Origin of the sequence: Bradyrhizobium sp. SZCCHNR1053 (assembly GCF_032381235.1) — a bacterium.
Classification (GTDB): Bacteria; Pseudomonadota; Alphaproteobacteria; order Rhizobiales; family Xanthobacteraceae; genus Bradyrhizobium.
The window spans coordinates 683032-701971 of sequence record NZ_JAUHJM010000002.1 but is presented as its reverse complement, the minus strand read 5'-3'; the positions used below and the strand labels follow the sequence as shown (position 1 = coordinate 701971).

Below are 18940 nucleotides of genomic sequence, written 5' to 3'. Positions count from 1 at the left end.
TGATCTAGGAGCAAACGATACGAACGGAAGACGCTTGGCGCGACGGACCCGCTACAGCGCGAGGCCTTCGCTCTCGGCGAACTCGGTCAGCTTCTGCCGCATCGAGAAGCTGCCAGCCGGTGCGGCCAGCCATTCGGCCATCTTCGTCGCCGCCTTGCCGGCGTCGAGTTCGAGGATCATCGCCTTCACGGGGCCGTGCGCGGTGGCCGACAGCGACAGCGAGCGGTAGCCGAGCGAGATCAGCGCCAGCGCGCCGATCGGCTTGGAGGCCATCTCGCCGCACAGCGACACCGACCGCTTGGCCGCCTTGGCCTTGTGCACGATCTGCTGCAACGCCCGCAGGATCGGCGTCGACAGCGTATCGAAGCGCTCGGAGACCTTGGCATTGCCGCGATCGACCGCGAACAGGAACTGGAACAGGTCGTTCGAGCCGACCGAGATGAAATCGACCTTCGAAAGCAGCTCGTCGAGCTGATACAGCAGCGCCGGGACCTCGAGCATGGTGCCGACGTCGACGCGCTCCGGCAGCGTGTGACCGTGCTGGCGCAAGTAAGTCAGCTCGCGCTCGACGATCGCTTTGGCCGTGTCGAACTCGGCGACTTCCGAGATCATCGGGAACATGATGCGCAGCGAGCGGCCGCCGCCGGCGCGCAGCAGCGCCCGGATCTGGCCGCGCAGCAGGCCCGGGCGGTCGAGGCCGAGGCGGATCGCGCGCCAGCCGAGCGCCGGATTCTCCTCGATCACGGTCTCCATGTAGGGCAGCGCCTTGTCGCCGCCGATGTCCAAAGTGCGGAACGTGACCGGCTTGTGGCCGGCGGCGTCGAGAACCGTGCGATACAGCGCCAGCTGGTCGCTCGAGCGCGGCAGGCTGGCGGACACCATGAATTGCAGCTCGGTGCGGAACAGGCCGATGCCGGCGCTGCCGGTGTCCTCGATATGCGGCAGGTCGATGACCAGGCCCGCATTGATCATCAGCTCGATCGGCTGGCCGTCCTTGGTCACGCAGGGCTTGTTGCGCAGCTCGCCATATTGCGCCTGGCGGCGAGCGCGGAAGCGCACCCGCTCGGCATAGGCGGACTCGATCTCGGACGACGGCCGAACGTAGATCGAGCCCGACGTGCCATCGACGATGATGGCGTCGCCGGGATCGGCGATGCCCGGCGCGTTCGGCACCTCGCCGACGGCGGGAATGCCGAGCGCACGCGCCACGATCGCGACATGCGAGTTGGCAGTGCCTTCCTCGAGCACGAGGCCGCGCAGCCGCTTGCGGTCGTAGTCGAGCAGCGCCGCCGGGCCCATTGCGCGCGCGATCAGGATGGCATTGTCGGGCAGGTGCTCGCGCCGGGGCGCGTGGTCCTGGCCCACCAGTTGGCGCAGCAGCCGGTAGCCGAGGTCCTCGAGATCGTGCAGCCGCTCGCGCAAATACGGATCGGTGGAGCGCAGCATGCGGGCGCGGGTGTCGGACTGCACGCGCTCGACGGCGGCTTCCGCCGTGAGGCCGGTCGCGACCGCCTCGTGCAGCTTGTGCGACCAGCCCTGGTCGTTGGCGAACATGCGATAGGCTTCGAGCACCTCGCGGTGCTCGCCGCCATCGGCGACGTCACCGCGCTCCAGCATGCGGTCGAGGTCGGCCCGCAGCTTGAGCAGCGCGGCGTCGAGCCGCTTGATCTCCTTGGGCAGGTCCTCGGCGATGTAGTTGTTGATGACGACGCGCGGCTCGTGCAGCACGACGTGGCCGAGCGCGATGCCATCGGACAGCACGGTGCCGGTCTTGTGGATCGAGTGCCGCGCCGCCGGCTCGGCGCCGGGCTGGGCGAGCGCTGCGAGCTCGCCGGAGGCGATCATCTCGGCGAGCACCATCGCGGTGGTCTGCAGCGCCTCGACCTCTTCCTCGACATAGGTGCGCTTGGCGCGGTTCTGCACCACCAGCACGCCGAGCGTGTTGCCGGCGCGTAGGATCGGCACGCCAAGGAAGGAGTGGTAGATCTCTTCGCCGGTTTCCGGCCGGTACGAGAAGGCGGGGTGGCTCTGCGCGTCGTTCAGATTGAGCGGCGTCGCCTCGCTCGCGACGAGGCCGACGAGGCCCTCATGCGCGCTCAGCACGGTCATGTGAACGGCGTCGCGGTTCAGACCTTCGGTGGCGTAGAGCTCGAGCGTGTTGTCGACGCGAAGCACATAGACCGAGCAGACCTCCGCGACCATGTTGGCCGCGATCAGCACCACGATCTTGTCGAGTCGCTCCTGTGCCGAGACCTGCTCCGCCATGGTCTCGCGAAGCCGTCTGAGCAGGACGCGGGGGCCTCCCGACGCGCTTCGCATGTGGCACAATCCCCCTTCCTGGGGCCAGCCCGGCACGCGGCCGGATCTGGCGCTAAACTCGTGGCATCTAACAGCTTTCTCGATTCGGCACTATCGCACGCTCAGAGTGCCGGCCCGAACCAGAACAACCATCACTGGAGCACAGTTTGCGGCTGCCATCCTGCGATGGCGTATAGCGAATTAGGGCTTGTTTTGCCAAGCAAAACGCCTGCCACCGCGGGCGGCGTCAACGGCTTTCGAACGATCTCCGGCCCGTCCCGCTGTCACATAACGGGACAGGTGTGGTCGTGGAGGAGGATTTTCTAGGCCTGGTCCAGTCCGTAGAGCGTGTGCAGCGTGCGGACGGCGAGCTCGGTATAGGCGGCGTCGATCAGCACCGAGAACTTGATCTCGGAGGTCGTGATCGCGCGAATGTTGATGTTGCGGGCGGCGAGCGCGGCAAATCCCTTGGCGGCGACGCCGGCATGGCTGCGCATGCCCGAGCCGATCACCGAGACCTTGGCGACGTCGGTTGCGGTATCCAAGCGCTGGTAGCCGATCTTGTCCTTGGCCGCGGTGATGGTCTCGCGCGCCCGGTTGTAGTCGGTCGCCGGCACCGTGAAGGTCAGATCGGTGGTCTTGCCATCTTCCGAGACGTTCTGGACGATCATGTCGACATTGATATTGGCATCAGCCAGCGGTCCGAAGATCGACGCGGCAACGCCCGGCTTGTCCTCGATCTGGCGCACCGAGATCTGGGCCTCGTCCTTGGAGAAGGCGATGCCGGTCACGACGTGATTTTCCATGATTTGTTCCTCGCTGCAGATCAGCGTCCCCGGCGGCTGGTTGGCGTGCGGGTCGATATCCTCGGGCTTGTCGAATGAGGAGCGGACGAAGATCGGCATGTTGTGCACCATGCCCAGTTCCACCGAGCGGACCTGCAGCACCTTGGCGCCCTGGGACGCCAGCTCCAGCATGTCCTCGAAGGCGATCTTGTCGAGCCGCTTGGCCTTCGGCACCACCCGGGGATCGGTGGTATAGACGCCGTCGACGTCGGTATAGATGTCGCAGCGGTCGGCCTTGATGGCGGCCGCGATCGCCACCGCCGAAGTGTCCGAGCCGCCGCGGCCGAGCGTGGTGATTCGCCCGGTTTCGGCGTTGATGCCCTGGAAGCCGGCGATGACCGCAACTTCCTTGCGGTCGCGGAAGCGCTGGATCAGCTCGGCGCCGTCGATATCGACGATTCGCGCCGAGGCATGGGCGTCGCTGGTCTTGATCGGGATCTGCCAGCCCTGCCACGAGCGGGCCTGGATGCCCATGCTCTGCAGCACGATCGCCAGCAGGCCGGACGTGACCTGCTCGCCCGAGGCCACCACGGCGTCGTATTCGCGCGCATCATGCATCGGCGACGCCTCGGTGCACCAGGCGACCAGCTCGTTGGTCTTGCCCGACATCGCCGAGACGACGACGGCAACCTCATGACCGGCATCGACCTCGCGCTTGACGTGGCGCGCGACGTTGCGGATGCGGTCGATGTTGGCGACGGATGTGCCGCCGAATTTCAGCACGAGGCGACCCATGACGACGCGCTCATTCCCATCAGGAGGATAAGTTGACCGGCTGAGCGCGAAACCGGAGGCGCGCCAGCCGAAACGCGCGTATACATAGCGCCGCGGCTGGGGGCAAGACGGTTCCTTGTGGTGACAGGGTCAGGTTGGTGACAGGGTCAGGTGAGAGGCTTGGAATGGCGCGTTACATCGACGAAATCCTGCAACCCGGCGAGAAGGTGCTGTATTCGACCAATGCGCATTGGATGTTCTACCTGCCCGCGATCGGGGCCTGGATCGTCGTGTTCGGATTGCTCGTCCTCTCCCGCATGACCGTGAACGACAGTTTGGTCATGCTGTGCCTGGCCACCGCCGCCGTCATCGCCATTGTCGCCCTGTATTGGACGGTCCGGGCCTGGTTCCATCGCCTCACCACGGAGACGGACGTCACCAATCGTCGCGTCGTCCATAAAACCGGTTTCATCAAGCGCCGTACCTTCGAGATGGCCCTCGACAAGGTCGAGAGCGTCGACGTCAACCAGACCATCATGGGACGGGTTCTCAATTACGGCGACGTCACCATCTTGGGGGTGGGCGAGGGCAAGGAAACCATTTCGACCATCGCGGAGCCGCTGGCGTTCCGGAACGCCATCACGGCGCGTTAGCCCGGTACGGCGCCGCAGCTTCGATCATTGAGTATTCAGCGATGACAATGCCTCAGGATTCCCGCAGCACTTCTGTTCCCTCCAGCTCGACCGTCGATCCGGCCGAGATCGCGAAGTTCTCGAAACTGTCCGAGACCTGGTGGGACCCCAAGGGCAAGATGGCGCCCCTGCACAAGATCAACCCGCTGCGCCTGACCTACATCCGCGATGCCGCCTGCCGGAAATTCGAGCGCAACGCCAAGAGCCTGAACTGCCTCTCGGGACTGCGCATGCTCGACATCGGCTGCGGCGCGGGATTGCTGTGCGAGCCGTTCACGCGGCTGGGCGCGCAGGTCGTCGGCGTCGATCCCTCGGCCAGCAACATTGCCGCTGCCAGGCTGCACGCGGAAAAGGGCCATCTGTCGATCGACTACCGCTGCACCACGATCGAGGAGATGGATCCGCGCGAGCGCTTCGACATCGTGCTGGCGATGGAGGTCGTCGAGCACGTCACCGATGTCGGTGCCTTCCTCGGCCGCTGTGCCGCCGTGCTGAAGCCGGGCGGCATGATGGTGGTCTCGACGCTGAACCGCAACTGGAAGAGCTTTGCGCTCGCCATCGTCGGTGCCGAATATGTGCTGCGCTGGCTGCCGCGCGGCACGCATGAGTGGAGCAAGTTCGTCACGCCGGACGAGCTGACCAAATATTTGCTCGACAACCGCCTGGTCATCACCGAGCAAAGCGGCGTGGTCTACAGCCCGTTCGCCGACCGCTGGAGCCTGTCGACCGACATGGACGTGAACTACATGATGGTCGCCGAGCAGATGGTGTAGCGCGGCGTCGCGCTTCGGTTCGGCCGGGATGCTGCTCCACAACCGGTGTCGTCCCTGCGAACGCAGGGACCCATAACCCCAGGGAGTGGTTCGGGGCACGCTAGGAGATCAGGTCGCTGGCGGGCTTTCCGTGGCGCGACAGGTTCAACGTGCAGCCTGCCCCAAGACAGATCACGCGGTATGGGTCCCGGGGTCTACGCCCGCTGACGCGCCGCGTCATCGGGCTTGCCCGGGACGACAGCTTTGCTCCCCCTCGCCAGCTTCATTCTCGGTTGTCGTCGGTCCAGCCAGATGCCGCTCGACCAAAGGTGTCGTCCCCTGCGAACGCAGGGACCCATAACCCCAGGGAGTGGTTTGAGGCACGCTAGGAGATCAGGTTGCTGAGATCGCGCCATTCGAGGTTGTCGCGTTCGATCAGCTCGATCTTCCAGTCGCGTTTCCAGCGCTTGAGTTGCTTTTCGCGGGTGATTGCTTCTTCGGCGATATTGTAGGTCTCGATGTAGACCAGCCGAAAAACTCCGTATTTCTTCACAAAGACCGAGCCTTGGCCGTCGCGGTGCTGCTGAAGCCTTTTGTGGATCGAGTTGGTGACGCCGATATACAGCGTGCCGTGGCGACTACTCGCCAGAATATAGACGTAGTACATTGCCGCACCATCGCTTGGATGGATTGTCCAACCTAGCTGAAGCTGGTGGTTATGGGTCCCTGCGTTCGCAGGGACGACACCGTCTTTGTGACGCGAGCTTACCACAAACTGCAGATAGTGGTTTGTCATCCCGCCGCGATCTGCAATCCTGACATGCGACTGAATTGCCGCCTGAGCTGTTGACCCGACGCCTCGCGCTGGTCACGGTGGCCGGCCTTCACAGCCGCTCCGTGCCCGCATGCTCTCCATCGCCTCGCTCTGGATTCCCTTCACGCTGGTGGCTGCGGCCGGTCAGGTCGCACGCAATGCGATGCAGCGGTCGCTGACGGCGAAGCTCGGCACCTGGGGCGCGACCAATATCCGCTTCCTGTTCGGCTTCCCGTTCTCGCTGGTGTTCCTGACCGCGGTGCTGCTGGCCACCGGCGACCACCTGCCTTGGCCGCCGGCCGTGTTCTGGCCGTGGCTGCTGCTCGGTGCGCTCAGCCAGATCATCGCCACCGGGCTGATGCTGCTGGCGATGACCGACCGCTCCTTCGTCGTCACCACGGCCTATCTGAAGACCGAAGCGATCCAGACCGCGATCTTCGGCTTCATCTTCCTCGGCGATCCGCTCTCGGTGCCGAAGGTAATCGCGATCCTGATCGCCACCATCGGCGTCGTCGTCACGGCGCTTCGGCCCGGTGGCGACAAGAGCTTTGCGGAGTTGAAGCCGACCGTGACCGGCCTCGTTGCGGCGGCGGCGTTCGCCCTGTCGGCGGTCGGCTTCCGCGGCGCCATCATCGCCGTCGACGGCGTCTCCTTCGTGACCGCCGCATCGTACACGCTGGTCGGGGGCCTGTTCGTGCAAACCGCGATCCTGACCGTCTACCTGCTGGCGCGCGCGCCCGACGTCCTGCGCGGAATCCTGTCGCTGTGGCGGCCGTCGATGATGGCCGGCTTCGTCGGCGCCTTCGCGTCACAATTCTGGTTCCTGGCTTTCGCGCTGACGGCGGCCGCCAACGTCCGGACGCTGGCGCTGATCGAGGTGCTGTTCGCGCAGGGCGTGTCGTACTACTCGTTCAAGCAGCCGGTTTCGCTGCGCGAGGTCTGTGGCATCGTGCTGATCGTTGCCGGGGTAGCGCTGCTGATCGCAGTATAGTCAGCCCTTGATCGCGATCAGCACGGCGCCGGCCGCGATCAGGACGATGCCGATCCAGCCCTGCAGGCTCGGTCGTTCGCCGAGAAACACGACGCCGAACAAGGCGACCAGCACGACGCTGAGCTTGTCGATCGGCGCGACCAGCGTCGCGGGGCCGAGCTTCAGGGCGCGGAAGTAGCACAGCCACGAGGCGCCGGTGCCGAGCGCCGACAGCGTCAGGAAGATCCAGCTCTTCATCGAGATCGGGCCGGGGCTCGTCAGTTGGCCCGTCGCGAACAGGATCAGGGCCAGCGTCACCAGCACGATCGCGGTGCGGATCAGCGTGGCGAGATCGGAGTTGAGACCTTCGACGCCGACCTTGGCGAAGATGGCGGTGAGGGCCGCAAACAGCGCCGACAGCAGAGCCCAGAGCTGCCAGGAGGAGGAGAGGGGGGACATGTCGTCACACCGGCGAAAGAGAGAGTGCAGGCCGAGATCTCTCCCCCGTCATTGCGAGCGAAGCGAAGCAATCCAGAATCTGTCCTCGACTCCTGGATTGCTTCGCTTCGCTCGCAATGACGAAGAGGCCTTCTCGATTGCTCAATTCCGGTCGTCCGGCAGCACCGGGATCGGGGCGACCTCGATGCCTTCCTCGATCAGTTCGCGGGCCTCGTCGAGCGAGGCCTCGCCATAGATCGGCCGGTGCTCGGTCTCACCGTAATGCATCTTGCGCGCTTCCGTTGGGAAACGCTCGCCGACATCGTCGGCGTTCTTGACGATGTGGTCGCGCAGCTCCTTGAGCTTGGCGCGCAGCTCGCGCTCCTGCGCCATCATCAGCGCGGTCGATCCCGGCGGAATTACTTCCTGCGCTGGCGTCGGTGAGGCCGGCACTGGCACTGGAACGGCCTCGCGGCCCTTCTTGCTGACGATGCGCGGCGCCATGATCGCCTTCTCGACCTTGGTCGAGCCGCAGGTCGGGCATTCCACCAGCTTGCGCTTCACCTGCGAATCGTAGGTCGAGGAGCTCTGGAACCAGCTTTCGAACGTGTGGTCACGCTCGCAGCGCAGCGCATAGCGGATCATGCCGAGCCCCGCACCAGGTGCAGATAGTCCGGACCCGCGTTGGGGTCGGCGATGCCGAACCGGCGGCCGTGCTGCAGCGAAGGAATGGTCTGGCGCACGCTCTCGACCCGCGACGGGTCGATGCGCGCCACGATGACGCCGGGCTCGACGCCGCCCTCGGCGAGAATCTCGCCCCATGGATCGATGATCAGCGAGTGGCCGAAGGTCTCGCGCTTGTTCTCGTGCAGGCCGCATTGGGCGGCGGCGAACACGAAGCAGCCGGTCTCGATGGCGCGGGCGCGCAGCAGCGTGTGCCAGTGCGCCTCGCCGGTCTTGCGCGTGAAGGCGGAGGGCACGCTGATGAACGAGGCGCCGCTCTCGGCCAGCGCACGATACAGCGCCGGGAAGCGCACGTCGTAGCAGATCGTCAGCCCCAGACGACCCCAGGGCAGATCCGAGATCACCGCCGTCTCGCCCGGCTGATAATTGGCCGACTCGCGATAGCTCTCACCGCCCGGCAGGTCGATGTCGAACATGTGGATCTTGTCGTAGCTCGCCAGCACGTTGCCCTCGGGGCCGATCAGGAACGAGCGGTTCACGGCCTTGTCTGCCGAGAAGCGCAGCGCCAGCGATCCGATGTGCAGATGGATGCTCAGCTCCTTGGCGAGCGCCTGATAGGCTTTGAGAGAGGGATCGTCCGCCTCGCTCTTGAGCTGCTCGAACAGCGCCGTCCGGTTGAGCTGCATCATGTTGCTCACTTCCGGCGTCTGGACGTACTCCGCGCCCTGCGCGACCGCTTCCCGGATCAGCCTGGTGCCCTGCTCGAGGCTCGGCTCGGGCAGGAGCGAGGTGCGCATCTGCACCATGGCGGCGGTAAAGCTGCGGTCGTTGCTCATGATGTTGCCTTGTCTCCCGCCAGCATGGCGTCGAGTCTGCCCTCGCGATCGAGCGCATAGAGATCGTCGCAGCCGCCGACATGGGTGTGGCCGATGAAGATCTGCGGAAAGGTCGAGCCCGGGCCGACACGATCATACATCTTCTGCCGGATCGTCGGATCCTTGCCCGCGTCATGCTCGGTGAAGGGAACGTTCTTGCGGGTCAGAAGCGATTTGGCGGCCGTGCAGTAGCCGCACCCCGGACGGGTATAGATTTCGATCGCAGCGGTCATGTCGCGCTCAGCTGTTACGGAACGACAGATTATATGGGAGCGCGGGGGGCATCGACAACCCGGGCGAAAACCAGCACGCTGACCTCGGCCGCCTTGGCGCGCAGCAGAGCGCGGGCGCAGGCATCCACCGTCGCGCCGGTGGTCAGCACGTCGTCGACGATGACGATGCGGCGCCCCTGCACGTCATGCAGGCGGTCTGAAGATACCTGGAATGCGCCCTGCACATTGCTGGCGCGCTGGGCGCGCGACAGGCCGACCTGCTGCTCGGTCGCCCGCACGCGGCGCAGCGCATCGCCCTGCATTCGGACGCCGCTGGACCGGGCGATCACCCGCGCCAGCGCGCCGGACTGGTTGTAACGCCGGCTGAAGCCGCGCCGCCAGTGCAGCGGCACGGGCACCACGAGGTCGGCCTCGGCCAGCAGCTCGCGGCCGGCGCGAGCCATCCAGCGGCCCATGATCGGCGCCAGATCGGTGCGGTCCTGATATTTCAGCTGATGCACCAGGGTGCGCGCGACCTCGTCATAGCGCACGGCGGCGCGCGCCCGGGCATAGGCCGGCGGCGCCGCGATCGCCTCCATCGACAGCAGCTCGGGGCCGGGATCGTAGACGAAGGGGATGCCGAGCTTCGGGCAATACGGCCGCTCGATGAACGACAATTTGCCCCAGCAGGCCGCGCAGACGCCCTCGCCGTCGACCGGCTCGCGGCAGGCGATGCACAGCGTCGGCAGCGCGACGTCGAGCGCGAGCTTCGCGACATGCGCGAGACCGCCGTGCAGCGCGCCCACGGCTGCACGAAGTCGTCCGACGCCGATTGGAGCAAACGTCACACCCATGTATTGAGGCTAGCGCCGCAACCCACGCTGCTCAAGCGGTGCATTGCCCGGCCGCGAGGATCGGCGTAACCAGACCCAATGATCCAGTCCGTCACCACTCCCGTTCTGTTCGATCGTAGCTTGCTCGCGCTCAGGCAGCGGCGGGCTGCGGCAGCGCCGGAGACCTTCCTGTTGGAGCGCGTTGCGGAGGACATCGAGGATCGGCTTGCGGCAGTGAACCGGTCCTTCACCGCGGCTGCCGACGTCTGGACGCCGGGCGCGGGTTTGAAGCCGTATCTTTCGGGACGCCTCTCGCAGCTCGCACATATCGCTGCGCCCGAAACGGCGGATGAGCGGCTGCCGCTGGCCGCGCAATCGCTCGATCTCGCGCTGTCGGCGCTGGCCTTTCAATTCGTCAACGATCTGCCCGGACTGCTGGTACAGATTCGCCGGGCCTTGCGCCCCGATGGTCTGCTGCTGGCGGCGATGATCGGCGGCGATACGCTGACCGAGCTCCGGCAATCCTTCGCCGCCGCCGAGGCAGAGTGCGAGGGCGGCGTATCACCGCGCGTCGCGCCGTTCGCCGATCTGCGCGACGTCGGCGGTCTGCTGCAGCGTGCAGGCTTCGCGCTACCCGTCACCGACGTCGACCGCGTCGTGGTCCGCTATGCCAGCGCGCTCGGCCTGATGCAGGATCTCCGCCGCATGGGCGCGACCAACAGCCTGGTCGAGCGCCGTCGCACGCCGACGCGCCGCGCCACCCTGCTCCGCATGGCCGAGATCTATGCCGAGCGCTTCGCCGATCCCGACGGCCGCATCCGCGCCACCTTCGATATCATCTGGCTGTCAGGCTGGGCCCCGCATGAGAGCCAGCAGAAGCCGCTGAAGCCGGGTTCGGCGACGGCGAGCCTAGAGGCGGCAGTGAAGCGGAGCCCGCGCGAGGGAGCGGATGAATAGCCACTCTCGTCATCGCCGGGCTTGACCCGGCGATCCATCCCTCTTGAAGAGTCCGAAATGTAGATGGATGCGCGGGTCAAGCCCGCGCATGACGCGTGAGCGTGAGGCTGTCGCCGTGGCTCACATCAACAAGTCGATCAGATGCGGCAGCAGCGGGATGTCCGCGGGCGGCATCGGGTAGTCGCGCAGCTTGTTGGGCCGCACCCAGGCCAGTTGCTGGCCCTCGCGCGCGGTCACCAGGCCTTCCCAGCGCCGGCAGATGTAGAGCGGCATCAGCAGATGGAACGTCTCATAGGCGTGGCTCGCAAAGGTCAGCGGCGCGAGGCAAGCTTCGCGCACGGTGATGCCGAGCTCCTCGTCGAGCTCGCGGATCAGGCTGGCTTCCGGGCGCTCGCCGGGCTCGAGCTTGCCGCCGGGAAATTCCCAGAGGCCCGCGAGCGCCTTGCCGGGCGGCCGCTGCGCCAGCAGCACGCGATTGTCGGCGTCGACGAGCGCGCAGGCGACCACGAGCGTGAGTTTCAGGTCGGGCATGGTCCGATCGGGTTTCGAGAGGGATGGGCCGGTCCGAGAACCAGGCGCGCCTGTTGAGGGAGTTTTAACCTAGGCCGTTTTGAGCCCCGTTTCCACGGTTGAAATAAGCCAACCTTAATGGCCGCCCGCGTATTTTCACGGGTGAACGCCGTGACCCCCTCATGGCTCGTTAGGCATCATTCATGCGAATTGTATCCAGCCTGCTTGCCCGCCTTCGCCGCGACGTCAGCGGCAACGTCGCGGTGACGTTCGCCATCGTCTGCGTTCCGCTGATCACGGCGGTCGGCTGCGGCGTCGACTACAGCCGGGCCAACCAGATGCGCGCCAAGCTGCAGGCGGCGGTCGATGCCGCATCGGTCGGCGCGGTGTCCCGGACGGCGCCGGCCTTCATCGCCGCGGGCGCGATGACCTCGGACGGGGTGATCGCCGCCGGCAATGACGACGCGGCGAAGATCTTCAACGGCAACATGTCCGGCACATCAGGCTATACGCTGACCAGCCTGACGCCGGAGGTGAAGAAGGCCGGCTCGGTGCTGAGCGCCACCGTGTCGTTCTCGGCCACCGTGCCCATGATGTTCATGAACATCGTCGGGTTCAAGACCATGACCCTGAACGGCTCGTCGACGGCGAAGGCCTCGATGCCGCGATACATCGATTTCTACCTGCTGCTCGACAATTCGCCGTCGATGGGCGTGGCGGCGACGCCGGCGGACGTGACCAAGATGGTCAATGCGACCTCGGACAAATGCGCCTTCGCATGCCACGACTACAACGACTCCAACAACTACTATAATCTCGCCAAGACGCTCGGCGTGACCACCCGGATCGACGTGCTGCGCAGCGCCACCCAGCAGCTGATGGACACGGCGCAGCAGACGCAGACCTATACGAACCAGTTCCGCATGGCGATCTACGATTTCGGCGCGGCGTCGAAGACGATCGGATTGCGGGCGCTGTTCTCGCTGTCGTCGAGCCTGTCCAGCGCCAAGAGCGCCGCAGGCAACATCGACCTGATGGGCGTCTACGGCAACAATGATTCCTACACGGCCGACAAGGATACGCCGTTCACCACGGTGTTCCCCGCCATCAACAACGAGATCTCGACGCCGGGTGACGGCACCACCGGCTCGCCGCTGAAATACCTGTTCTTCGTCTCCGATGGCGTCGCGGACGAGAGCAACGCCGCCTGCCTGAAGCCAAAGGCCAGCGGCAACCGCTGCCAGTCGCCGATCAATCCGGCGCTCTGCACGACGCTCAAGAACCGCGGCATCAAGATCGCGGTGCTCTACACCACCTATCTGCAGCTGCCGACCAACAGCTGGTACATGAGCTGGATCGATCCGTTCAACAAGGGGCCGTTCGGCCCGTCGCCGAACAGCGAGATCGCGCAGAAGATGCAGGCCTGCGCCTCGGACGGGTTCTATTTCGAGGTGTCGCCGACGCAGGGCATCGCGGAGGCGATGAAGGCGCTGTTCCAGAAGGCGGTCGCCGACGCACGGATCGCGAGCTGATCGACTCGGCCCGGAAGCGCGCCGGCCTTGCGCGCTTCCCCGCCGCGGTCGGTTGCGGAATCAGGACCGGTAGTCGCCGTTGATCGCGACATACTCCTTGGTCAGGTCGCAGGTCAGCACGCGGTCGCGGCCCTTGCCGAGGCCGAGCGCCACCTTGATCTGCACCTTCTGCGCCTTCATCGCCTCGGAGACTTCCGTCTCGTCATAGGACGGATCGCGCGCGCCCTTCGATGCGACGCGGATGCCGTTGAAGGAGATCGAGAGCTTGTCGCGGTCGGCCGGCTCGCCGGCCTTGCCGACCGCCATCACGACGCGGCCCCAATTCGCGTCCTCGCCGGCGATCGCGGTCTTGACCAGCGGCGAATTGGCGATCGACATCGCGATTTTGCGCGCGGACGGCTTGCTCTTGGCGCCCTCGACGATGATCTCGACCAGCTTGCGGGCGCCCTCGCCGTCGCGCGCGACCTGCTCGGCGAGGTCGGCCAGCACTGCATTGAACGCCTTCACGAACGCTTTCGCGCGCGGATCGCTGGCGCGGCTGATCTTCGGTGCGCCCTTCGCCGCGGCGGTCCCGGTGGCGAAGGCGAGCAGCGTGTCGGATGTCGAGGTGTCGCCGTCGATCGTCACCGCGTTGAAGGTGTCCTCGACGCCGGCCTTGAGCAGGGCCTGCAGCGCGGGTGCCGAAATCGGCGCATCGGTGAAGATGAACGACAGCATCGTCGCCATGTCGGGCGCGATCATGCCGGCGCCCTTGGCCATGCCGTTGATCGTCACCTTGGCCTTGCCGAGCTTGACGGTCGCGGTCGCGACCTTCGGGAAGGTGTCGGTGGTCATGATGGCGCGCGCCGCGCCCATCCAGTCCTCAGGCGCCGCGGTGCCGGCCAACCCTTCGAGCACGCCGTCGAACTTGGTCGCATCCAGCGGCTCGCCGATCACGCCGGTCGAGGCGAGAAAGATCTCGTCCTGCTTGCAGCCGACCGCCTTGGCGGCGATCGCCGCCGTCAGCGCCGTCGACTGCTTGCCTGTCTTGCCGGTGAAGGCGTTGGCGTTGCCGGAGTTGACCACCAGGGCGCGCGCCTTGCCGCCCTTCAGCTTGGCCCGGCACCATTCGACCGGCGCCGACGGGCATTTCGACAGCGTGAACACGCCGGCGACGGCGGTGCCGGGATCGAGCAGCGCCAGCAGCACGTCGGTGCGGTTCTTGTAGCGGATGCCGGCCGCCGCGGTCGCGAGCTTGACGCCCGCAACGGCGGGCATGTCGGGGACATCGGTGGGGGCGAGCGGGGAGACGGCTGAGGACATCGAGAGCTTCCGGCAGAGGATGAGCGGGAAGCGCTCTGTATCATCTCGGTCAATGATACGGGAGAGGCTTGAAACTCCCACGGTGTCATCCCCGCGAACGCGGGGATCCATAACCACAGGGTTTAGTTGTCGCGCACGGTACTTGCCCGGTGCCCATTCCCCACATCACGCGGTATGGGTCCCCGCGTTCGCGGGGACGACACCTTTTGTGACGCGATGGTGACGGCCTTGACGAGTCAGAGACGTTCCCGCCTCAGGCCGAGCGGCTCGGCCGCTTATTTCTTCGCCGGCTCGGCGGGCTTCGCATCCGCCGGCTTGGCGGCGTCGGCGGCCGGCTTGTCCAGGCGCTCGATCTTGGCGGATTCGCGCAGCTTGCCGACATAGTCGGCCTGGGCCTTGCGGGTGACGTAGGTCTCGATCTGGCCCTTGACCTGGTCGAACTCCGGCGGCTTGCGGCTGCGCTTTTCCTCGACCTTGATGATGTGCCAGCCGAACTGGGTCTTCACCGGATCGGAGATCTTGCCCGGCTCGAGCGAGAAGGCGACGTTGGCGAACTCCGGCACCATCTGCTCCTTGGTGAAGAAACCGAGATCGCCGCCGTCCGAGGCGCCGGGGTCCTTGGACTTCTTCTTGGCGAGTTCTGCGAAATCGGCGCCCTTGGCGAGCTCGGCCTTGACGGCCTTGGCCTCGTCCTCGGTCTCGACCAGGATGTGGCGGGCGTGCACCTCCTGCTCGCCGCCGATCTGCTTGGCGGCCTCCTCGTAGACCTTCTTCATCGCGTCCGGCGTGGTCGCGGCCTTGCCCTCGCTGGCAAGCAGGCTGTCCATCAGCAGCCGGTTGCGGGTGAAGGCGAGGCGCTTCTTGAACTCCTCGCTGTCGGCGACCTTCTTGTCCTCGGCCGCCTTGGCGACCAGCTTCATGTCGATCAGGAACGACAGGACGTTCTCGTCCTTGGTCGCCGGATCCATCTGCGCGAGGCTCTGTCCGAGCTCCTCCTCGGCGAGCGTCACGTCGCTCTTGCGGATCTCGGCGCCGTTCACCTTGGCCAGCACCGGGTTGGCATCGTCGGCGGCGCGTGCGGGCGCGGCAAGCAGGGACAACGCGAGACTTCCGGCGAGAGCGGTGGCAAGGCCGAGGCGCAGGCCGGTTTTCGTAACCGGGAACGACGTGGTCATGGAAAATCCTTGTTGAGAAGAGGGGGCTCGAGGGGGGAGGCCTCAGGGCGGCCGGGACACTCGCCCAATCGCCGTGCCTTGGCAACGCGAAAAGTCTGTCAATTTCGTGAAATCGGCGACAGGTGGGCGGCGACGGCCCGGCTGTCGGGCGCCGTTGACAACGTTCCCCCCCAGCCATATCTCTCCCCGGTCGCTTCAAGGGCGATAGCGCTTATTTTGCTGCGTTTTTGGCCGTTGAACCCTGGTTTGCCTGTCTCCCACTCATCTGGCGGACGCCGCCCGGCGCCGAAGGTCGAGGCTGGCGCGGGTGCTGCGGTGCATCACGTCGGGAACAGCAAACCCAAACCATGAGTTGCGGCTGCAACGCAGACCCATAGAGGCAGGATTTCAGCAATGATCGGCGCGCTCGCCCGTAAGCTATTCGGCTCCGCCAACGACCGTCGCGTCAAGGGCTATCAGTCCCGTGTCAACGCCATCAATGCGCTGGAGCCGGAGCTCGCAAACCTGACCGACGAGCAGCTCAAGGCGCGCACCGAGGAGTTCAAGAAGCAGCTCGCCGACGGCAAGACGCTCGACGACATCCTGGTCCCGGCCTTCGCCACCGTCCGCGAGGCCTCCAAGCGCACCCTCGGCCAGCGCCATTTCGACGTCCAGCTGATCGGCGGCATGGTGCTTCACGAGGGCGACATCGCCGAGATGAAGACCGGCGAAGGCAAGACGCTGGTGGCGACGCTCGCGGTCTACCTGAACGCGCTGGCCGGCAAGGGCGTCCACGTCGTGACGGTGAACGACTACCTTGCCCGCCGCGACGCCGGCTGGATGAGCCAGATCTACGGCTTCCTCGGCCTGACCACAGGCGTGATCGTGCACGGCCTCGACGATGCCGAGCGCAAGGCGGCCTATGCCTGCGACATCACCTACGGCACCAACAACGAATACGGCTTCGACTATCTGCGCGACAACATGAAGTACCGCCTGGAGGACATGGTCCAGCGCGGACACTTCTTCGCGATCGTCGACGAGGTGGACTCCATCCTGATCGATGAAGCGCGCACGCCGCTGATCATCTCCGGCCCGCTCGACGACCGCTCGGAGTTCTACAACACCATCGACACCTTCGTGCCGAAGCTCGACAAGACCGACTACGAGGTCGACGAGAAGCAGCGCACGGTGACGCTCACCGAAGCCGGCATGGAGAAGATCGAGACCCTGCTGCGCGATGCCGGCCAGCTCAAGGGCGAGTCGCTCTACGACGTCGAGAACGTCTCCGTCGTCCACCACATCAACCAGGCGCTGCGCGCGCACACGCTGTTCACCCGCGACAAGGACTACATCGTCCGCGACGGCGAGGTCGTGATCATCGACGAGTTCACCGGCCGCATGATGCCGGGCCGGCGCTATTCCGAAGGCCTGCACCAGGCGCTCGAGGCCAAGGAGCACCAGCCGGTGCAGCCCGAGAACCAGACGCTGGCCTCGATCACGTTCCAGAACTACTTCCGCATGTATGCCAAGCTCGCCGGCATGACCGGCACGGCTGCGACCGAGGCCGACGAGCTGTTCGATATCTACAAACTTGAGGTGCTGGAGATCCCGACCAATTTGCCGGTCGCGCGTCTCGACGAGGACGACGAGGTCTATCGCACCCAGCAGGAGAAATACGCCGCGATCCTGGCCGAGATCGAGCGGGCGAACTCCCGGTTGCAGCCGGTGCTGGTCGGCACCGCCTCGATCGAGAAGTCGGAAGTGCTGGCCGCCTATCTCAAGCAGCATGGCTACAAGCAGATCGACTTCGGCAGCGAGCGGGCGCTCGACAAGCTCTATGCGGCGGCCCGCGCCGGCAAGCCGGCCAAGCTGTTCGCGGTGCTGAATGCGCGCTTCCACGAGCAGGAAGCCTATATCGTGGCCGAAGCCGGCGTGCCCGGCGCGATCACGATCGCGACCAACATGGCCGGCCGCGGCACCGACATCAAGCTCGGCGGCTCGCTCGAGATGCGCCTGCAGCAGGAGACCGCCGGGATCACCGACGAGGCCGAGAAGGCCGCCAAGATCGAGCAGATCAAGGCCGACATCGCCCGCTTCCGCGAGATCGTGCTGAAGGCCGAGGAGACGGTCGAGATCGAGCCCGCCAAGGGCTCCAAGCCGGCCAAGACCGTGAGCAAGCCCGGCGGCCTCTACATCATCGGCTCCGAGCGCCACGAATCCCGCCGCATCGACAACCAGCTGCGCGGCCGCTCCGGCCGCCAGGGCGATCCCGGCCGCTCGAAGTTCTTCCTGTCGCTGGAAGACGATCTGATGCGGATCTTCGGCTCCGACCGGCTCGACAGCATGCTGACCCGCCTCGGCCTCAAGGAAGGCGAGGCCATCATCCACCCCTGGATCAACAAGGCGCTGGAGAAGGCGCAGCAGAAGGTCGAGGCGCGCAACTTCGACATCCGCAAGAACCTCCTGAAGTTCGACAACGTCCAGAACGACCAGCGCAAGGTGATCTTCGACCAGCGCGTCGAGCTGATGCAGGACGAGAGCGTGGTCGAGACGATCACCGACATGCGTCACGCCTTCATCGACGACCTCGTCGCCAAGCACGTGCCCGAGCATGCCTATGCCGAGCAGTGGGACGTCGCCGGCCTGAAGGAGGAGCTGAAGCGTGTGCTCGACATCGACCTGCCGGTCGACGAATGGGCGAAGGAAGAGGGCATCGCCGACGAGGAGCTGCTCAAGCGCATCGAGACCCATGCCGACGAGCGCATGGCCGCCAAGGTCGCGCAATGGGGCCCCGACGTGATGCGCTACGTCGAGAAGACCATCCTGCTGCAGACGCTCGACCACCTCTGGCGCGAGCACTTGGTGATGCTCGACCATCTGCGCCAGGTCATCGGCCTGCGCGGCTACGGCCAGCGCGATCCGCTGCAGGAGTACAAGTCGGAAGCCTTTACGCTGTTCGAGGCCATGATCGCGCATCTGCGCGAGGCGGTCACCGCGCAACTGATGCGCGTCGAGATCGTGCCGCCGGAGGAGCAGCAGCCGGTGCTGCCGCCGATGCAGGCGCACCACGTCGATCCGAACACCGGTGAGGACGAAATGGCCTTCGCCAACGTCTCCGTGGTGCCGTCCTCCGGCGTCGCTCCGGTCCCGGCCGAAGCGCGTAACCCGAACGACCCCACCACCTGGGGCAAGATCGGCCGCAACGAGGACTGCCCCTGCGGCTCGGGGAAGAAGTACAAGCACTGCCACGGCAGGTATGCTTAAGCGCGGACTGAGGCAGTCTCTCCATCGTCATTGCGAGCGCAAGCGAAGCAATTTCAGAGTCTCGCAATCAGCTCTGGATTGCTTAGCAACG

The 18940-nt window shown here is 65.7% G+C and carries 17 protein-coding genes; 6 read left to right on the top strand and 11 right to left on the bottom strand.

All coding sequences use genetic code 11. The features are described from left to right. Positions 1-51: 51 nt before the first annotated feature. Positions 52-2319, bottom strand: a complete 2268-nt coding sequence (ptsP, locus tag QX051_RS08100; RefSeq protein WP_315735256.1) for a phosphoenolpyruvate--protein phosphotransferase — start codon at positions 2317-2319, stop codon at positions 52-54. Positions 2320-2621: 302 nt separating this feature from the next. Further along, positions 2622-3878, bottom strand: a complete 1257-nt coding sequence (locus QX051_RS08095) for an aspartate kinase (protein ID WP_315775706.1) — start codon at positions 3876-3878, stop codon at positions 2622-2624. Positions 3879-4042: 164 nt separating this feature from the next. Here QX051_RS08095 and QX051_RS08090 point away from each other — a divergent pair, with 164 nt between their 5' ends. Together QX051_RS08090 and ubiG are read left to right on the top strand one after the other, a co-directional pair. Continuing rightward, on the top strand, positions 4043-4510 hold the full coding sequence (locus tag QX051_RS08090; RefSeq protein ID WP_315735252.1) for a PH domain-containing protein: 468 nt from the start codon (positions 4043-4045) through the stop codon (positions 4508-4510). Between the two features lie 47 nt (positions 4511-4557). Beyond that, complete coding sequence (ubiG, locus tag QX051_RS08085) at positions 4558-5322, top strand: bifunctional 2-polyprenyl-6-hydroxyphenol methylase/3-demethylubiquinol 3-O-methyltransferase UbiG (RefSeq protein ID WP_409998076.1); 765 nt, start codon at positions 4558-4560, stop codon at positions 5320-5322. Positions 5323-5686: 364 nt separating this feature from the next. On the opposite strand, the gene QX051_RS08080 is transcribed toward ubiG, so the two are convergent. After that, positions 5687-5968, bottom strand: coding sequence for a GIY-YIG nuclease family protein (locus QX051_RS08080; RefSeq protein WP_315775705.1), 282 nt, complete (start codon positions 5966-5968; stop codon positions 5687-5689). Positions 5969-6206: 238 nt separating this feature from the next. On the opposite strand from QX051_RS08080, the gene QX051_RS08075 reads away from it, so the two are divergent. Continuing rightward, positions 6207-7106 (top strand): EamA family transporter, encoded by a 900-nt coding sequence (locus QX051_RS08075; RefSeq protein ID WP_315775704.1) that lies wholly within the window; start codon positions 6207-6209, stop codon positions 7104-7106. On the opposite strand, the gene QX051_RS08070 is transcribed toward QX051_RS08075, so the two are convergent. The 5 genes from QX051_RS08070 to QX051_RS08050 all read right to left on the bottom strand — a co-directional run bounded on the left by QX051_RS08070 (position 7107) and on the right by QX051_RS08050 (position 10148). After that, positions 7107-7544, bottom strand: coding sequence for an EamA family transporter (locus tag QX051_RS08070; RefSeq protein WP_315735244.1), 438 nt, complete (start codon positions 7542-7544; stop codon positions 7107-7109). Positions 7545-7685: 141 nt separating this feature from the next. Next, entirely contained in the window at positions 7686-8168 is a 483-nt protein-coding gene (locus QX051_RS08065; protein WP_315735242.1) for a DUF1178 family protein, read from the bottom strand. After that, complete coding sequence (locus QX051_RS08060; protein ID WP_315735240.1) at positions 8165-9043, bottom strand: carbon-nitrogen hydrolase family protein; 879 nt, start codon at positions 9041-9043, stop codon at positions 8165-8167. Before QX051_RS08060 ends, QX051_RS08065 begins: the two co-directional genes overlap by 4 nt. Next, the gene (gene grxC / locus QX051_RS08055; RefSeq protein WP_315735238.1) at positions 9040-9315 is read right to left on the bottom strand and encodes a glutaredoxin 3; all 276 of its coding nucleotides are present in this window, start codon (positions 9313-9315) and stop codon (positions 9040-9042) included. Before grxC ends, QX051_RS08060 begins: the two co-directional genes overlap by 4 nt. Before the next feature lie 29 nt (positions 9316-9344). After that, a complete protein-coding gene (locus QX051_RS08050) occupies positions 9345-10148 on the bottom strand; it encodes a ComF family protein (protein WP_315775703.1) in 804 nt (267 codons plus the stop codon). 78 nt (positions 10149-10226) lie between these two features. On the opposite strand from QX051_RS08050, the gene QX051_RS08045 reads away from it, so the two are divergent. Continuing rightward, positions 10227-11084, top strand: a complete 858-nt coding sequence (locus tag QX051_RS08045; RefSeq protein WP_315775702.1) for a methyltransferase domain-containing protein — start codon at positions 10227-10229, stop codon at positions 11082-11084. A 120-nt stretch (positions 11085-11204) separates the two neighbouring features. Here the strand turns inward: QX051_RS08045 and QX051_RS08040 are convergent, their stop codons facing one another. Then, positions 11205-11615 carry a (deoxy)nucleoside triphosphate pyrophosphohydrolase gene (locus tag QX051_RS08040; protein WP_315735232.1) on the bottom strand — a complete coding sequence of 137 codons (411 nt, stop codon included), beginning with the start codon at positions 11613-11615 and terminating at the stop codon, positions 11205-11207. A gap of 182 nt (positions 11616-11797) precedes the next feature. Here QX051_RS08040 and QX051_RS08035 point away from each other — a divergent pair, with 182 nt between their 5' ends. After that, on the top strand, positions 11798-13126 hold the full coding sequence (locus tag QX051_RS08035; RefSeq protein WP_315773186.1) for a TadE/TadG family type IV pilus assembly protein: 1329 nt from the start codon (positions 11798-11800) through the stop codon (positions 13124-13126). 60 nt (positions 13127-13186) lie between these two features. Here the strand turns inward: QX051_RS08035 and argJ are convergent, their stop codons facing one another. Both argJ and QX051_RS08025 read right to left on the bottom strand, forming a co-directional pair. Further along, entirely contained in the window at positions 13187-14428 is a 1242-nt protein-coding gene (argJ, locus tag QX051_RS08030) for a bifunctional glutamate N-acetyltransferase/amino-acid acetyltransferase ArgJ (RefSeq protein ID WP_315773188.1), read from the bottom strand. A 275-nt stretch (positions 14429-14703) separates the two neighbouring features. Continuing rightward, positions 14704-15603, bottom strand: a complete 900-nt coding sequence (locus QX051_RS08025; protein WP_315775701.1) for a peptidylprolyl isomerase — start codon at positions 15601-15603, stop codon at positions 14704-14706. A 393-nt stretch (positions 15604-15996) separates the two neighbouring features. On the opposite strand from QX051_RS08025, the gene secA reads away from it, so the two are divergent. Next, positions 15997-18849, top strand: a complete 2853-nt coding sequence (secA, locus tag QX051_RS08020; protein WP_315775700.1) for a preprotein translocase subunit SecA — start codon at positions 15997-15999, stop codon at positions 18847-18849. Positions 18850-18940: the final 91 nt, after the last annotated feature.

What these genes read in the sequence shown, in the direction of transcription:
- ptsP (WP_315735256.1), bottom strand. Translation starts at nt 2,319, where the DNA reads ATGCGAAGCGCGTCGGGAGGCCCCCGCGTCCTGCTCAGACGGCTTCGC.
- QX051_RS08095 (WP_315775706.1), bottom strand. Translation starts at nt 3,878, where the DNA reads ATGGGTCGCCTCGTGCTGAAATTCGGCGGCACATCCGTCGCCAACATC.
- QX051_RS08090 (WP_315735252.1), top strand. Translation starts at nt 4,043, where the DNA reads ATGGCGCGTTACATCGACGAAATCCTGCAACCCGGCGAGAAGGTGCTG.
- ubiG (WP_409998076.1), top strand. Translation starts at nt 4,558, where the DNA reads ATGCCTCAGGATTCCCGCAGCACTTCTGTTCCCTCCAGCTCGACCGTC.
- QX051_RS08080 (WP_315775705.1), bottom strand. Translation starts at nt 5,968, where the DNA reads ATGTACTACGTCTATATTCTGGCGAGTAGTCGCCACGGCACGCTGTAT.
- QX051_RS08075 (WP_315775704.1), top strand. Translation starts at nt 6,207, where the DNA reads ATGCTCTCCATCGCCTCGCTCTGGATTCCCTTCACGCTGGTGGCTGCG.
- QX051_RS08070 (WP_315735244.1), bottom strand. Translation starts at nt 7,544, where the DNA reads ATGTCCCCCCTCTCCTCCTCCTGGCAGCTCTGGGCTCTGCTGTCGGCG.
- QX051_RS08065 (WP_315735242.1), bottom strand. Translation starts at nt 8,168, where the DNA reads ATGATCCGCTATGCGCTGCGCTGCGAGCGTGACCACACGTTCGAAAGC.
- QX051_RS08060 (WP_315735240.1), bottom strand. Translation starts at nt 9,043, where the DNA reads ATGAGCAACGACCGCAGCTTTACCGCCGCCATGGTGCAGATGCGCACC.
- grxC (WP_315735238.1), bottom strand. Translation starts at nt 9,315, where the DNA reads ATGACCGCTGCGATCGAAATCTATACCCGTCCGGGGTGCGGCTACTGC.
- QX051_RS08050 (WP_315775703.1), bottom strand. Translation starts at nt 10,148, where the DNA reads ATGGGTGTGACGTTTGCTCCAATCGGCGTCGGACGACTTCGTGCAGCC.
- QX051_RS08045 (WP_315775702.1), top strand. Translation starts at nt 10,227, where the DNA reads ATGATCCAGTCCGTCACCACTCCCGTTCTGTTCGATCGTAGCTTGCTC.
- QX051_RS08040 (WP_315735232.1), bottom strand. Translation starts at nt 11,615, where the DNA reads ATGCCCGACCTGAAACTCACGCTCGTGGTCGCCTGCGCGCTCGTCGAC.
- QX051_RS08035 (WP_315773186.1), top strand. Translation starts at nt 11,798, where the DNA reads ATGCGAATTGTATCCAGCCTGCTTGCCCGCCTTCGCCGCGACGTCAGC.
- argJ (WP_315773188.1), bottom strand. Translation starts at nt 14,428, where the DNA reads ATGTCCTCAGCCGTCTCCCCGCTCGCCCCCACCGATGTCCCCGACATG.
- QX051_RS08025 (WP_315775701.1), bottom strand. Translation starts at nt 15,603, where the DNA reads ATGACCACGTCGTTCCCGGTTACGAAAACCGGCCTGCGCCTCGGCCTT.
- secA (WP_315775700.1), top strand. Translation starts at nt 15,997, where the DNA reads ATGATCGGCGCGCTCGCCCGTAAGCTATTCGGCTCCGCCAACGACCGT.